This is a genomic window from Candidatus Tisiphia endosymbiont of Ditula angustiorana (genome assembly GCF_964026425.1).
Classification (GTDB): Bacteria; Pseudomonadota; Alphaproteobacteria; order Rickettsiales; family Rickettsiaceae; genus Tisiphia.
Genome location: NZ_OZ032143.1, coordinates 1420427 through 1434467 on the forward strand (window position 1 = coordinate 1420427; position 14041 = coordinate 1434467).

Annotated in this window: 11 protein-coding genes, 1 tRNA gene and 1 pseudogene; 4 read left to right on the forward strand and 9 right to left on the reverse strand. The window is 34.0% G+C overall.

Annotation, left to right across the window (positions count from 1 at the left end):
- The first annotated feature begins 1 nt into the window (after nucleotide 1).
- Together AAGD29_RS06740 and blaOXA are read left to right on the forward strand one after the other, a co-directional pair.
- Complete coding sequence (locus tag AAGD29_RS06740) at nucleotides 2-706, forward strand: cyclase family protein (RefSeq protein WP_341757567.1); 705 nt, start codon at nucleotides 2-4, stop codon at nucleotides 704-706.
- Nucleotides 707-714: 8 nt separating this feature from the next.
- Nucleotides 715-1512: a class D beta-lactamase gene (blaOXA, locus tag AAGD29_RS06745; protein WP_341757568.1), complete on the forward strand. Its 798-nt coding sequence runs from the start codon at nucleotides 715-717 to the stop codon at nucleotides 1510-1512.
- Nucleotides 1513-1579: 67 nt separating this feature from the next.
- Here the strand turns inward: blaOXA and yidD are convergent, their stop codons facing one another.
- From yidD to AAGD29_RS06790, 9 genes and pseudogenes are all read right to left on the reverse strand, one after another.
- Nucleotides 1580-1819, reverse strand: a complete 240-nt coding sequence (gene yidD / locus AAGD29_RS06750) for a membrane protein insertion efficiency factor YidD (protein ID WP_341758772.1) — start codon at nucleotides 1817-1819, stop codon at nucleotides 1580-1582.
- 374 nt (nucleotides 1820-2193) lie between these two features.
- The gene (locus tag AAGD29_RS06755) at nucleotides 2194-3153 is read right to left on the reverse strand and encodes an IS110 family transposase (RefSeq protein WP_341757569.1); all 960 of its coding nucleotides are present in this window, start codon (nucleotides 3151-3153) and stop codon (nucleotides 2194-2196) included.
- A 305-nt stretch (nucleotides 3154-3458) separates the two neighbouring features.
- The gene (locus AAGD29_RS06760; protein WP_341752074.1) at nucleotides 3459-3764 is read right to left on the reverse strand and encodes an HU family DNA-binding protein; all 306 of its coding nucleotides are present in this window, start codon (nucleotides 3762-3764) and stop codon (nucleotides 3459-3461) included.
- A gap of 508 nt (nucleotides 3765-4272) precedes the next feature.
- Complete coding sequence (gene mgtE, locus AAGD29_RS06765; RefSeq protein ID WP_341757570.1) at nucleotides 4273-5643, reverse strand: magnesium transporter; 1371 nt, start codon at nucleotides 5641-5643, stop codon at nucleotides 4273-4275.
- A gap of 247 nt (nucleotides 5644-5890) precedes the next feature.
- A tRNA-Leu gene (locus AAGD29_RS06770) sits at nucleotides 5891-5975 on the reverse strand.
- A gap of 522 nt (nucleotides 5976-6497) precedes the next feature.
- The gene (locus tag AAGD29_RS06775; protein WP_341757571.1) at nucleotides 6498-7367 is read right to left on the reverse strand and encodes a TIGR01459 family HAD-type hydrolase; all 870 of its coding nucleotides are present in this window, start codon (nucleotides 7365-7367) and stop codon (nucleotides 6498-6500) included.
- Between the two features lie 743 nt (nucleotides 7368-8110).
- Nucleotides 8111-9083 (reverse strand): annotated as a pseudogene (gene ftsZ, locus AAGD29_RS06780) (cell division protein FtsZ); the annotation flags it as partial.
- Between the two features lie 93 nt (nucleotides 9084-9176).
- Entirely contained in the window at nucleotides 9177-10559 is a 1383-nt protein-coding gene (gene fumC / locus AAGD29_RS06785) for a class II fumarate hydratase (RefSeq protein WP_341757573.1), read from the reverse strand.
- Between the two features lie 179 nt (nucleotides 10560-10738).
- Nucleotides 10739-11434 (reverse strand): DUF2278 family protein, encoded by a 696-nt coding sequence (locus AAGD29_RS06790; protein WP_341757574.1) that lies wholly within the window; start codon nucleotides 11432-11434, stop codon nucleotides 10739-10741.
- 864 nt (nucleotides 11435-12298) lie between these two features.
- Between AAGD29_RS06790 and AAGD29_RS06795 the strand changes: the two genes are divergently transcribed.
- Together AAGD29_RS06795 and AAGD29_RS06800 are read left to right on the forward strand one after the other, a co-directional pair.
- Nucleotides 12299-12943, forward strand: coding sequence for an oligopeptide:H+ symporter (locus tag AAGD29_RS06795; RefSeq protein WP_341757575.1), 645 nt, complete (start codon nucleotides 12299-12301; stop codon nucleotides 12941-12943).
- A 31-nt stretch (nucleotides 12944-12974) separates the two neighbouring features.
- Nucleotides 12975-13949: a hypothetical protein gene (locus AAGD29_RS06800; RefSeq protein WP_341757576.1), complete on the forward strand. Its 975-nt coding sequence runs from the start codon at nucleotides 12975-12977 to the stop codon at nucleotides 13947-13949.
- Nucleotides 13950-14041: the final 92 nt, after the last annotated feature.

A 14041-nucleotide genomic window follows, 5' to 3' on the forward strand; every position in this document is an offset into this window, starting at 1 on the left:
CATGATTTTTCCATACAAAATTATTGATCTCACACACACTCTTGATGAGCAAACTCCTTCATGGAGTGGAGGTTGTGGGTTTAATATTGAGGTTAAATTGGATTATTCTGACTGCCTACAGAATGAAGAATTTCGCGTGCAGCAGTTCAAAATGCATGCCGGGATTGGTACACATATGGATGCACCAGCACACTGTATTCCAGGTAGTACTACCATTGACCAAATACCATTATCGCAGCTGATTGCTCCTTGTGTTATGATTGACGTGTCAAGCTCTTGTCATGAGCGTTATAGTCTAAGCCTAACGGACATTGAGCGTTTTGAAGGACAATATGGAGTTATCAATGAGGGAAGTTTTGTGATGATCAAAACAGGATGGGAAAAGTTTTGGGGTGATCCGGAAAAGTATAGCAATAATCACGTTTTTCCTTCTATATCAGTTGAAGCAGCGGAGGTACTGACAAAACGAGGTGTGTGCGGACTTGGTATTGACACTTTATCACCAGACAGGCCAGCAGATGGATTTCCCGTTCATAAATTGTTTTTGGGCAATGGCAAATATATTGTTGAAAATGTTGCTAATTCGGCAAGTCTACCTATAACAGGAAGCTGTATCTTAGCTCTTCCAATTAAGGTAAGAGGGGCAACAGAAGCTCCGATAAGGCTTATTGGCTTAATAAAAGAAGAAACAAATTTAAATTTTTAGAAGGTATAATGAAAAAACTTATTTTATATTTAAGCATTGGGTTATTGTTTAACACATCCTCACTGGCAGATAGCAAATGCTTTTTGGCTAAAGAAAATGATAAAATTATCAAACAAGAAGGTGATTGTGCATCACGCTATGCACCTTGCTCAACATTCAAAATTGCTATTAGTCTGATGGGATATGAAGAAGGATTGCTAGTTGATGAGACTCATCCTGAGTTACCATTTAAAGAAGGTTATGTAGATTGGCTTGATAGGTGGAAACAGCCCCACAATCCAACAACATGGATGCAAAATAGTTGTGTTTGGTATTCTCAAGTTTTGACGCAAAAGCTTGGAATGAGTAAATTCAAAGACTATGTTGTAAAATTTAACTATGGGAATCAAAATGTTTTAGGCGATAAAGGTAAAAACAATGGATTAACGAATTCATGGCTATCCAGTTCGTTGGAAATCTCACCTGAAGAGCAAAGCGTGTTCTTACAGAATCTTATTGATAACAAATTACCAATAAGTCTTAAATCTCATGAAATGACAAAAAATATACTCTTTGTGGAGGAATTACCAAACGGTTGGAAACTTTATGGGAAAACAGGCAACGGTTCTCAGCTTAATAAAAATAGAACGAAGAAGTTAGACCTCCAGCAAGGGTGGTTTGTTGGTTGGATTCAAAGAGGTAATAGGGCTATTGTATTTGTGAACCATATTACAGATGACAGTAAGCAAGACACTTATGCAAGCCTACGTGCTAAAGCAGAGGCAAAAGAAAAATTACTACATTTGATCAAGACTGAGCAAAAATGATTTGAGAAATTAGGCTTCGTGAAGATGTGAAGATTTTGTTTTTATGAGTAGCTCTATACTCTTCCAATTAATTTTCAGGTTGGGTAGTATTAGGCACAGGATCATATCCTCCTTGACAGAAAGGATTACACCTAATTATTCTCTTAATAAATAACCATAATCCTTTAATATTACCATGCATTATTATTGCTGACCTAGCATATTCTGAACATGATGGATCAAAACGGCAATTATCACCAAGTAGAGGGGAAATAAAGAATTGATAAAATCTAATAAGTATGAGCAACAAATTAAAGCGATGTTTCATTTTGATCATGGTTACCTCAAAAAGAGTATACTCAAATGATTTGGAGAATGGGGACAATAAACAAGGGGTGCGGACTAGGCGTACATGAAGTGCGTGAGTACACGAAATCCCCGCAAGTATTTGCGAAACCAATTCTTCAAAGCAGAAGAGTATACTCTTACTTAATCTCAAGTATCGATATAACAAGTTAATACTAGGTTCAGTATCATCTCTGTTAAAGCTGATGTCATCAACTATGATTTTTAAAAAATTAAAAAAAAGTTTAAAATAAAAAACCAAATTGGTTTAGAGAAATAACAAAAAATCTCTAGCTTAACATTCACAGTAAACCACGACTTGATAAAAATTTAAATAAATATAGGTTTAAATTTTTATCAAGTCTTTGCCGATTTTAAATAATAATCTCTAACCCTTGCATTAGCAATGACAATAATTTTACGCATTAAAGCAGTAATGGCAACTATAGGCTTTTTACCTCTAGCAATTAGCTCTCTATAATATTCACCTAACTTGCTCTTTGATTTAGCTGTTGCCATTGCTGCAGTAAATAATTTGGTTCGTACATTTTGTCTACCACCACTAACTGAACGATACCCTTTATATTGTCCACTATCCTTAGGATGTGGGGCTACTCCGACTAAACTAGCTATTTGCCTCCGATCAACCTTACCAATCTCTGGTAAAAATGCTAATAAAACTTTACTAACAACCTTACCAATACCGGGTACTGTCTCCAATACCTCAAGCTGTTCTACAGTCTTTTCATCGGTTGTTAACTCGGCTATCTCTTCTTCTAATTTCTTTATAGCTTTGGATAAACATAACAATAAATCTTCTATACTATCTTTTATCATATCATTATTAGGTCCTGCCATCCTATTTTTCTCTTGAGTCTGCAATTTTACTAAATCATCACGACGAGATAAAAATATTTTTAGCTTGCTCATCTTTTGATCAGGTTTTTGTTGTAAAGATAATTCCTTATGCCTTTCTTGTCCATATTTTACTAAAGCTTGAGCATCTACAGAATCAGTTTTAGCACGAGTACCAAGTGATCTTATAAAGTACTTTACTTTTTGGGCATGTGCTCTATGAACAGCACATTTTTTGCTTAATAAAAAATTTACTAATTCAGTTTCATATCCACCTGTAGTCTCTAATACTATTAGGGAGTCAGTCAAAAAACTTTTATATTGCTTAAAAAATTCCTTAAATCCAATAGTGTTATTAGAAAAAGTCATAATTTTATTATTATTAGATATTGCTACTGCAAAAGTTGATTTTGCTATATCAATACCAATAAAATTGTTATATAATTTATCCGTTGGGGTCATAAAATCCTCGACATATTTACGATTGTAAGCGGGCGTTTCAGCCCAATGAACTATTTAAACGTTCGAGCTTATTAAGTAAGTGGTCTCTTGATGACAATGTTTGTATAAACTCACCCCTGACGAGTGCCACTTACTTTTTTCATTATATCATAGTTTTATCTTACAACCCCTGCGTAGGGTGACATCAGAAGATGCAGGGATGATTGCATGGACTTCGTTATATGACATCGTTTTTGGCTAAGAGATTAATATATAGCTAAAACCTTCTAGGGTTAGCTATAGCATTAAGCCTTATTGTTTCTATTTTACTTTGCAGTTTTTGGTTTTGAGTCTTTACGTCCATTGCAGGCAGATTTTAGTTTTTCACCAGCAGAAAACTTAGGTTGAACGTAAGCTTCAATTTTAAGAGGCTGACCAGTTCTAGGATTTTTGCCAGCTCTAGCTGCTACTTTACTAGAGTAAAACTTACCAAAGCCAATCAGTATTACGTCTTTACCTTCAGCAAGAATAGAAGTGACTGCATTGGTAAATGTATTTATAATCTTTTCAGCTTCAACTTTAGTACAATTTTGTTGGTTTGCTATATAATCAATGAATTCACCTTTGTGCATAAATTTTTCCTTTAAGTGAGTTAGTTTATATTTAATTCAGCTAATGATAGCTTGACTATCAAGTAAAAATATAGATATAGATGTTGTAAATCAATAATTATTAGCTATTAAAGTTATCTATATTATAAAATATTTTCACTTTACGTTTCTTTTTGATATTATTAACACAGATATCCATTTGTTGTTACTGGCTGTCAAGCATCATCATATACTCGATGAAAATCAAGAATTGCGTTGTCGTCTTCAGGGATCTTCGGTGCTCACGTACTAAATGTACGCTCCGCTCCTCGACCCTTCGACTCCTAGCACTTCATAATTTTGATCTTCGTCTATCAACTCTTCATTTACGAGTAGTATATAAGTATTCGAGAGGAAAATTATCAAGTGAATCTAAGCACCAGTATAATTATTAAATAATTCCCTACTTCAAGAGTTGTGAAAACAACTCTTGAAGTAGGAGAAGTATATATGAATTTTATATAAGAATCTAAATAATCACAAGGCAAGTTTACACCAAAAAGGTATAAGCTAAAGTAAGAAAGGTAAAAAATGCAAATGAATCAGTTATGGTGGTTAAGAATACACCTGAGCCAGTGGCGGGATCAATATTTAAATAATGTAGCGTAATTGGTATTACTGAGCCAAAAAGACCAGCAATTAGAAAAGTTAGGATAACGGCTATGGAGAAAATCAAGCTAAGATTTGGATCAGAAAGCATTGCTAAGCTTAATAGTGCCCCAACTAAGGCCAATATAGAGCCGTTAAATCCGCATACAGCTATTTCTTTAAGAATCACTCTCAGCACGTTATTATGGTGAATATCTTTGTTGGCAAGTGCTCTAACTGTCACTGTCATGGCTTGTGTACCGGCATTCCCTCCCATAGAAGCAACAATAGGCATAATAGCTGCCAGTGTTATAAGTTTTGAGATTGTAATACTAAACTGGTTAATAATTATCGATGTCATACAAGCAGTAATTAAATTGACAAATAACCAAGGGAATCTATGTCTCACAGTATAAAATAGATTGTAAAATGTATCTTGAGTATAAACGCCACCGAGTGACATTATATCTTTTTCTGTTTGTTGTTCAATGATGTAAAGCATACTATCTATTGAAACAGTACCTATTAACTTGCCACTTTTATTCACCACTGGTACAATTGTTAGAGCATATTGTTTAAAAATAAAACTTAACTCACTTAAATTAGTAAATACATCGGTAATTTTAAATTCAGGATTCATAAGATCTTTTACTAACTTATCCCCTTTATGCTTAAGTAAAGTGCTTAGAAGTATACTACCTATAGGTCGGTATTTACTGTCAAGTACAATAGCAGCATGAAAATCTTGTGCTATATGTTTGTGTCTAATAAAATCTATAGCCGTGGCTACTGTCCAATCTTCTTGAAATGACACAAAATTTCTTTCGATTACCCTACCAACAGTGTCTTCTGGATAAGTACAGCCTTCTATAATTTGCTGTCTTTTTTCTGCTTTGAGATTATCTAAGATCATTTCTTTTGTTAGATCATCAAGATCCTCGATAACTTCAACAGCATCTTCTATAGCAAGTTGATTAATTAACTGTACACTTTTCTGTATACCTAAAATTTGCATTATAAGTGGTTTACTGTTCACACTAAGTTGCACTAAAGTTTCAGGCTTTAGTGTATCCTGTAATAAGGGAAGAATTGTTTTATATGTTTTCTGATTTATATTATCTAAAACATCTGCAAGATCTGCATAGTGGAGATTACTCATAATCTCTATTGCTTTGCCAAATTCATCATTATTCAGAAGATTATTAATTTGCTCAAATGTTTCGTCAAATTGGTTTTGATGAACCGACAACATATTTTTTGATTGATTTTGCATAACTCCTCATTTGAGTATACTCGAATGATCCTACGAATTGGATTTGAAAATGAGGGGCGAGTAAGCGGAGTGTACATTTAGTACATGAGTACGCGAGTTCCTGATATTTTCAAAAAACAATTCGTAGGAGCAGAAGAGTATATACTGAATTTTCTAAAAGTACCCTCAGTAGCCAAGAAGGATGAGTCACTTGTATTCTAACATGTTAGGTTTTATAAGACAACTAAGTTGAGAGTATATAGAAAACTGGTGCGGTCGAGAAGACTTGAACTTCCACTCTGTTAAGAACAGCCCCCTCAAAGCTGTGCGTCTACCAATTTCGCCACGACCGCAATTAATAATAAGTTTTTAATAAAATTATTCCTGTAGTCTAAATAATTTTGGTTAATCCAAATAGTGTATATAACAAATTATTCTACTAATATCAATATATACTCGCATGATCTTCCGCAGGGTAATTTAAAAGTCGGGCTGCAAGCCTAATAGATAAAGGAAAAAGTGCTTAATATGCACTCGATGTCATTCTTAGCAACGGCGGGAATCTAAAAAAATAAGCCTGAAAGACTATTAAGTAATATAGATCCCGCACCGAAGCAGGGATGACATCGTTTTTGGTTCTGTAAGTACCATTACTTACGTTGGCTTTTTGATTCACGAGGGCAATGCCTCCGTGTGGATGACATCGAGTACATATTAAGCACTTTTTTCCTTATCTATTAGGCTTACAACCTGACTTTTAAATTACATTGATCCTCCGAATTGGATTAAAAATAAAGGGTAAGCGAGTGCATAGTACATGAGGTACATGAATACAAGAATCGAAAACAATTCTTCAAATCATTCAAGTATCCTTGTTAATCTGCAGTCAATTGAATAACAAAATTTGGCATTACTTCCTGCTCAGTTGCTGCAATTTTCAAATGGTGCATTTTTTCTTCAATAGTATGATACTGGTTATGAAACTTTGTAGCATTACCTGTTAATACTAAAGCTGAATTAATTCCTACTTTATTTGCCCCTAAAATATCAGTATAGAAAGTATCGCCTATCATAAGAATACGTTTCAATGCAATATTTGGTAATTGGTTTAATACTTTATGATATATTTCTATATAGGGTTTGCCGGTAAAAATTACTTCACCACCAAATTGTTTTATTTTTGCAGCAAAGTATCCAGCACAATATCTCTGTATTCCTTGTTGCCTAATTCCAAGATCTGGGTTCGCACATATGCTAACCATGTTTCTTTTAACTGCAGTTTTTAATAAATCGTCAAACTCATCTAAATTTAAATTTTTTCCTTCATCACGATAAAGCGTTAACAGCAAAATATTAGCTTCATTTATGTTTGTGGTAGTAGGTGTCTGTAATCCGTCCATAAGATCGTTATTTTCTTGACCAAGATGATAAACTATAGGATGTTTTATAGCAAATCTTTTATCACTTTCTAGTATCATATCAATTGCTACTTCACCAGAACTAATAATCATTTCTTTCGTTGCGTTAATGCCCCAGCTGTTAATTTTGGTCAACAAGAAAAATGTGTTGCGTGGGGCATTAGTAACAAAAAAAACTTTCTTCTGCTGTTTAAGCATCTTGTTAATATTATCAACTACTCCGGGATAAATTTGGTTACCTTCTACTACCACTCCCCAAAGATCAAATAAAAAAACATCATAATCATCTATTACAGATGAAATATGTCTAAAATCTAGTTTAGTCATTTTGTACACTATACTTATAGGATAATCTGATGATAATAGACAATAAATATTTTTAGTAAAATATATTTGTTGAAAATTGTAGGGTAATTTAAAAGTCGGGCTGCAAGCCTAATAGATAAAGGAAAAAGTGCTTAATATGCACTCGATGTCATTCCCGCGTAGGCGGGAATCTAAAAAAATAAGCCTGAAAGACTATTAAGTAATATAGATCCCTGCCTTCGCAGGGATGACATCGATAGTAGTTAAATTTGCATCTATAGCAACTAATGGTTGTGACTTTTAAATTACCCTGAAAATTGTAGAGTAATTTAAAAGCCTACCCTAAAGAATCTCTTATAAAAAAACAAATTATTTTGGTTTCCTTAGAAAGGTTGGAATATCATGGATATCAACTTCTACATCATTCTTTTGAAGAATAGGCGGTGTAGGCTTTTTTATTTGCTCCTGAGTTTGAGTAGTATTAGATCTGAGTGAATTCCACATTCTACTTAATAAAGATGATTTTGCATCATTACTGCTTATAGTTTGCTGATTTAGCATATCAATTGATGTTGCTTGAACACTTAAATTTAAAGGTTGTGTTTCAGAATCCACTAAACTAGGCTTTTCACCAGTATATTGAGCAAAATCTGGAATTTCTTCTAATATTGTTGTTTCTATCGAATTGGACTGACTATCCATCTGTTCAGAACTTGTAGTAGTACTTGCTATTAATTCAATAGGTTGGGATTTACTACTTATTGAGTGATCAGCATCAATACCAGTAGCAACTACCGATACTCTAATAACACCATTTAATTCTGGATTAAACGTAGAACCGAAAATAATATTAGCATCACTATCACCCACTTCTTCTCTAATTCTATTAGCAGCACTATCAACTTCAAATAATGTCATATCCGTACCACCAGTAATGTTAATTAAAACCCCCCTAGCACCACGCATTGAGTTATGATCTAATAATGGATTAGAGATAGCTGCTTCAGCAGCTTTAACTGCCCTCTCCTCGCCAGAGGATTCCCCAGTACCCATCATAGCTTTACCCATTTCGCTCATCACCGTTCTAATGTCAGCAAAATCTAGATTGATAAGCCCTGGCATGATCATCAAATCAGTAACCCCTCTAACTCCAGCATGTAATACATCATCTGCCATTTTAAAGGCATCTGCAAATGTAGTACTCTCATTTGCTATACGAAATAAATTTTGATTCGGTATTACTATCAAAGTATCAACAAATTTCTGTAAATCTAGTAAACCTTGCTCGGCAGTTCTAATCCTATGCTTTCCTTCAAAATGAAAAGGCTTAGTTACCACTCCGACAGTAAGAATTCCTAGTTCCTTGGCTATCTTTGCAACAACCGGAGAAGCACCTGTACCAGTGCCTCCACCCATTCCGGCAGTGATAAACACCATATTGCTACCCTCTAAGTATCCCTTAATCTCGTCAGCTGATTCTTCAGCGGCTAAAGCACCAATTTCTGGAGATGCACCAGCTCCAAGACCCTTAGTAATAGCAACTCCTAACTGTATTTTATTATCACATAAAGAATGTTCCAGTGATTGTGCATCAGTATTAGCAACAACAAAATTTGCTCCTTGTAATTTTGCAAGTACCATATTATTTACCGCATTACCACCAGCTCCCCCAACACCAAATACTGTAATAACTGGTTTAAGAACTATATTCTCTGGTGCTTTGAAATGTAAAGCCATAATAATATTCTACCTGTTAAATTAAATTGTTGTTAGTATAGTAAAGAATGCAAAAATTTCTACCATAAAATATACTTATGGGCATCACCCTAATTATACCATATTTTCTGCTAGCACTAAGCTATCAAACTCTTCACCTGATAAAAAATTTAATTTTATAGCCGCTTCTCTTAAAGTTATGCCTTCTTGATAGGCTTTTTTTGCAATCTTTGCTGCATTATCATAACCTATATGTGGATTTAATGCTGTTATTAACATTAGCGATTGTTCTCTGAGCTTATTAATACGTTCTATATTTGGTACTAGCCCATCAATACAGTGCGTAACAAAACTATTGATGCTAGAAGAAATTAAGTCTATTGACTGCAAAATATTATATATTATAACAGGCTTAAAGGTATTTAGCTCGAGACAACCGTTTGATCCGGCTACAGTTACTGCAAGATTATTTCCCATGACCTGAACACAAACCATAGTTAAGGCTTCAATTTGTGTTGGGTTGACCTTACCTGGCATAATTGACGAACCAGGTTCATTTTCTGGTAGGTGTAATTCACCAAAACCACATCTTGGCCCTGATCCGAGCAGTCTAATATCATTGGCAATTTTCATTAAACTCACCGCTATAGTGTTTAGGGTACTAGAGAATTCTACTAATGCGTCATGAGTAGCTAGTGCTTCAAATTTATTAGCAGCACTTTTGAACGGATAGTTAGTATATGAGGCAACTTTATCAGAAAATTTTACAGCAAATTCTTTACGGCAATTAATACCAGTACCTACTGCAGTACCACCTTGTGCCAAGAAATATACTCTTTTTAGTGATTCTTCAACCCGCTCTATAGCATATGCCACTTGCGTTACATATCCAGAAAATTCTTGTCCAAGAGTTATTGGTGTAGCATCCTGCAGATGAGTACGCCCTATCTTAACTATTTTATTCCAAGCTTGAGCTTTGGTATTTAACGCTGAATGCAGACTTACCAATGATGGAATCAATTGTTGTTTACTAGCAAGTACGGTTGCTATGTGCATAGCAGTTGGGAAGGAATCGTTGGATGATTGGGCCATGTTCACATGATCATTGGGGTGAATTGGTGATTTACCACCTTTTTTACCTACTAGCTGTTCATTACCAATAGAGGCGATTACTTCATTCATATTCATATTAGTCTGTGTACCAGACCCAGTCTGCCATACTACTAAAGGAAATTGATCATCAAATTCCCCATCTAATATTCTAGTGGTAGCTTGATCTATTGATTCTGCTATTTCAGGCTTAAGATCACCTAATTCCCTATTGACCTTTGCTGCACATTTTTTTAAAATTGCCAATGCCTTAATCAATTGGATAGGCATTTTTTGATTACCTATCTTAAAATTTTCAAGAGACCTTTGAGTTCCCGCACCCCAGTAAAAATGATCATCTACTTTGATTTCTCCAAATGAATCAGTTTCAATTCTATAATTTTTCATAAAAATCTTTTCCTTTTCCTACCTTCTAAAGCTAAAAACATGATTTTAATCTTTTAAAATCATGTTTTTAGCAAAAATTAATTTAACAATCAAATGCAGAGTTGTCTCAAATCTGATTGTTTCTATAATTTTACCGAATTTGGGATAAGAATTGACAAATTCTTATCCCGAATTCGCGTTTATTCATCAAGAGGGTTACCGGCATCATCAGTAACCAAAGATTGCTCCGTGAATCTAAAGAAGAAAGCTTTGTTTGTATTATCAGGCGTTTCTACAAATGTAGCTCCATCTTGATAAATACCATTACTTTCACTTTGCGGCATCATTAAAGAAGTACCTTGGTTCATATGTATATCATGTATACCTCTAGGAGGTAGATGATTATATGTTTGTCTTAGATGTAAGCCATAAGGCATCTCTTGTATTGTTTCACTATTATAATACGATTCACCTAAAATACACACTTTTGCACCACATATAAGATATTGGTCTAACAAAGCTGATATTTCTTGCCATGATTTTGGTAGCATATTCTTTAAATCAGCTACTTTTAAAATTCCACTACGAAGATAATCAAGCCTAGAAGTGCGAGGTAACTTATCCAAACTAAACAATCCTTCATTTCCTAGTTTATTTAAATTAGTTAATAGCTCATTACTAAACTGATTGGTATAGTACACCTTAACATTAGGTGTCGAATCGGACTGAGTGTCTATATTTACTTGATAGTCTAATCCATTAGCTTGTACTATAAGATTATGATGAGTCATTGTGTGTTTTATATGATCTTCTAAATCCTTTGATATGATTCCCTTTAAACACGAATAGTTTTTTAACATACTAATAACCTTTTTATACAAAGTAGATTCGCTCATTCTACTATAGAAGCTTGTAAAGTGCTACCGTATTTTAAATTCTCAGGGTAATTTAAAAGTCGTGCTGCAAGGCTAATAGATAAAGGAAAAAGTGCTTAATATGCACTCGATGTCATTCTTAGCAACGGCGGGAATCTAAAAAAATAAGCCTGAAAGACTATTAAGTAATATAGATCCCACACCGAAGCAGGGATGACATCGGTAGTGGTTAAACTTGCATCTATAGCAAACGATTGTGACTTTTAAATTACCCTGTAAATTCTTTATATTTAAATTACTTGACTCTTTTTCCTACCATATTATACTTATAAATGTCATACCCTAAATATATGGCATAACATTTTCTATCTAATTATAGGTTATTTTTATGTTAAAAGAATCAGATGATTTGAAAAACCCACGATTATCAATAAGCGTTAAAAATACTAATGCAAATTCTATCTTCTTTTCCTTTGCCGCATGCCCCCATCATTTTTGGTGCTAATCACCTTATTTTTGTTTTTCCAAAAAGCTTTAATTCTTAATTTAACAACACATAATTTAACCGTGATTTTTTGTTTTCTCGCTTAATTTATGTGAAATTTTAAAAAATGTTATTGAAAAGTGCTGTCTTTTGACGTGCGTGCTAAAGAATCTTATTAAGTTTTAGTAAGTTCTTTGGCTTAGCATTAGAATGACCTACTTCCATATATAGTCAAACCTATTGAATTAGGTGATACAAATTTTGTGTCATACCTGCGAAAGCAGGTATCTAAATTCCCGCCTACGCGGGAATGACAATTTACAATTGTTATGTTCTTTGTCACCTAATCTTATGGGCTTAACTATAACATTCAAATTTTAACATTATTATTCAGGTGTTTTATGAGTGCAATTTTAAATGTACCAAATTCAACGAGGTTTCCCAAATTTTTAATAATACTATTTTTTGTTGAAATGTGGGAGCGATTTAGTTACTATGGGATGAGATCTCTTTTAGTACTGTTCTTGACTTCCCGTTTAGGCTATGAAGATGCAAAAGCTTATGCCATCTATTCATTATTTGCAGCAGTTGGTTATGCAGGTCCTGTGCTTGGCGGCTTCCTCGCTGACAAATTAACAGGATTCCGTAATATGGTACTACTTGGCGGTATCATTATCACTATTGGTCACCTGTCCTTAACTTTAGTTGAATTGGAGTCTGAGCTAATATATATAGGTCTTGCGTTAATTGCTGTAGGTACTGGTATGTTTAAAGGGAATATAACTAATTTGTTAGGTTCATGTTACAAGGAAGACGACCCAGAACGAAGTAGAGGATTTACTTTATTTTATGTAGGTGTAAATCTAGGATCATTCATGGCATCCATATTATGTAGTTATATAGCTTATTTATATGGTTGGCACTATGGTTTTGGTATAGCTGGGGGTGGTATACTGCTCGTAAATGAAGAGTTGGTAGACGAAGATCAAAATCAACAAGTGCTAGGAGTGTCCAAGCCGAGGAGCACAGCGTACATTAGTACGTGAGCACCGCAGGTCTTGGACAACAACAACGCAATTGTTGATTTTCATCGAGTATATGATCTTAGGACTTACTATTTTTATCAAATTTCAATATTTGTTAGGAGATAATGGTATTTCCCCACGACCAAAACTGATGAACAAGAAAATACTAGGGTTAAATATTTTTACTATATTAATGATAGCTAGCCTTCTTTTTGCTCTTGTAGTTGCTAGAATGCTTATATCAAGTGAGTTCTTTGCTAATATACTTGCTTTGTGTGGTATTCTAATTTTAGGTGTATTTATTTACATAATAGTAAAATCATCGCCACTACAAAGAAAAAGATTAACAGTATTATTAATACTAATGACATTTTTTATGTGTTTTTTTGCATTAGAAATGCAACTTGGCTCACTAGTCAACTTATTTACTCAAAGAAATGTTGTAAATGAAATATTGGGTTTAACAATTCCACCTGCTGCTTTTCAGGCAATAAACCCTCTTTCAATTATAATATTTGGTTCTCTATTAGGAACATATATGAAATTTGATAAAAAATATGCCACTCCTATATTTGTTTTTGGTATTTCTACCATGGCTATATGCTTTTTTATATTATATATAGGATGTTTAAATGCAAATATAGAAGGAAAGATAGGATTCCTATATTTAGTAGGTGGTATAGCATTTATAGGGCTTGGAGAACTATGTATAGGACCATTAATACAAGAACAAGCAACTTTACTTGCACCTAAACACTTAAAAGGTTTGGTAATGGGTATAATAATGTTATTTGCAGCATTTTCTAATTTAGCAGGAATTTTAATATCGAAGTTCATGTCAATCCCTTCCATAAATGGGGAAGTAGATTGTCTAGAGTCCTTAGATATATATAAAGAAGGATTCTTAAAGATAGCAACGTTTAACTTAGGGTTAGCAGTCTTGTTTTTACCTTGCTATCTGTTTGTCAATAAGGTTATAGCACAGACGAGTACAGAAAAAGTGGACAAAAAACGCCAACGTAAGTAATGGTACTTACAAAGCCAAAAACGATGTCCCTGCACCTTCGGATGTCACCCCTGCTTCAGTTGCAGGGTCTAAAAAAATTTAACAAATCCTCT

What these genes read in the sequence shown, in the direction of transcription:
- fumC (WP_341757573.1), bottom strand. Translation starts at nt 10,559, where the DNA reads ATGAAAAATTATAGAATTGAAACTGATTCATTTGGAGAAATCAAAGTA.
- AAGD29_RS06760 (WP_341752074.1), bottom strand. Translation starts at nt 3,764, where the DNA reads ATGCACAAAGGTGAATTCATTGATTATATAGCAAACCAACAAAATTGT.
- yidD (WP_341758772.1), bottom strand. Translation starts at nt 1,819, where the DNA reads ATGAAACATCGCTTTAATTTGTTGCTCATACTTATTAGATTTTATCAA.
- AAGD29_RS06775 (WP_341757571.1), bottom strand. Translation starts at nt 7,367, where the DNA reads ATGACTAAACTAGATTTTAGACATATTTCATCTGTAATAGATGATTAT.
- blaOXA (WP_341757568.1), top strand. Translation starts at nt 715, where the DNA reads ATGAAAAAACTTATTTTATATTTAAGCATTGGGTTATTGTTTAACACA.
- AAGD29_RS06790 (WP_341757574.1), bottom strand. Translation starts at nt 11,434, where the DNA reads ATGAGCGAATCTACTTTGTATAAAAAGGTTATTAGTATGTTAAAAAAC.
- mgtE (WP_341757570.1), bottom strand. Translation starts at nt 5,643, where the DNA reads ATGCAAAATCAATCAAAAAATATGTTGTCGGTTCATCAAAACCAATTT.
- AAGD29_RS06795 (WP_341757575.1), top strand. Translation starts at nt 12,299, where the DNA reads ATGAGTGCAATTTTAAATGTACCAAATTCAACGAGGTTTCCCAAATTT.
- AAGD29_RS06740 (WP_341757567.1), top strand. Translation starts at nt 2, where the DNA reads ATGATTTTTCCATACAAAATTATTGATCTCACACACACTCTTGATGAG.
- AAGD29_RS06755 (WP_341757569.1), bottom strand. Translation starts at nt 3,153, where the DNA reads ATGACCCCAACGGATAAATTATATAACAATTTTATTGGTATTGATATA.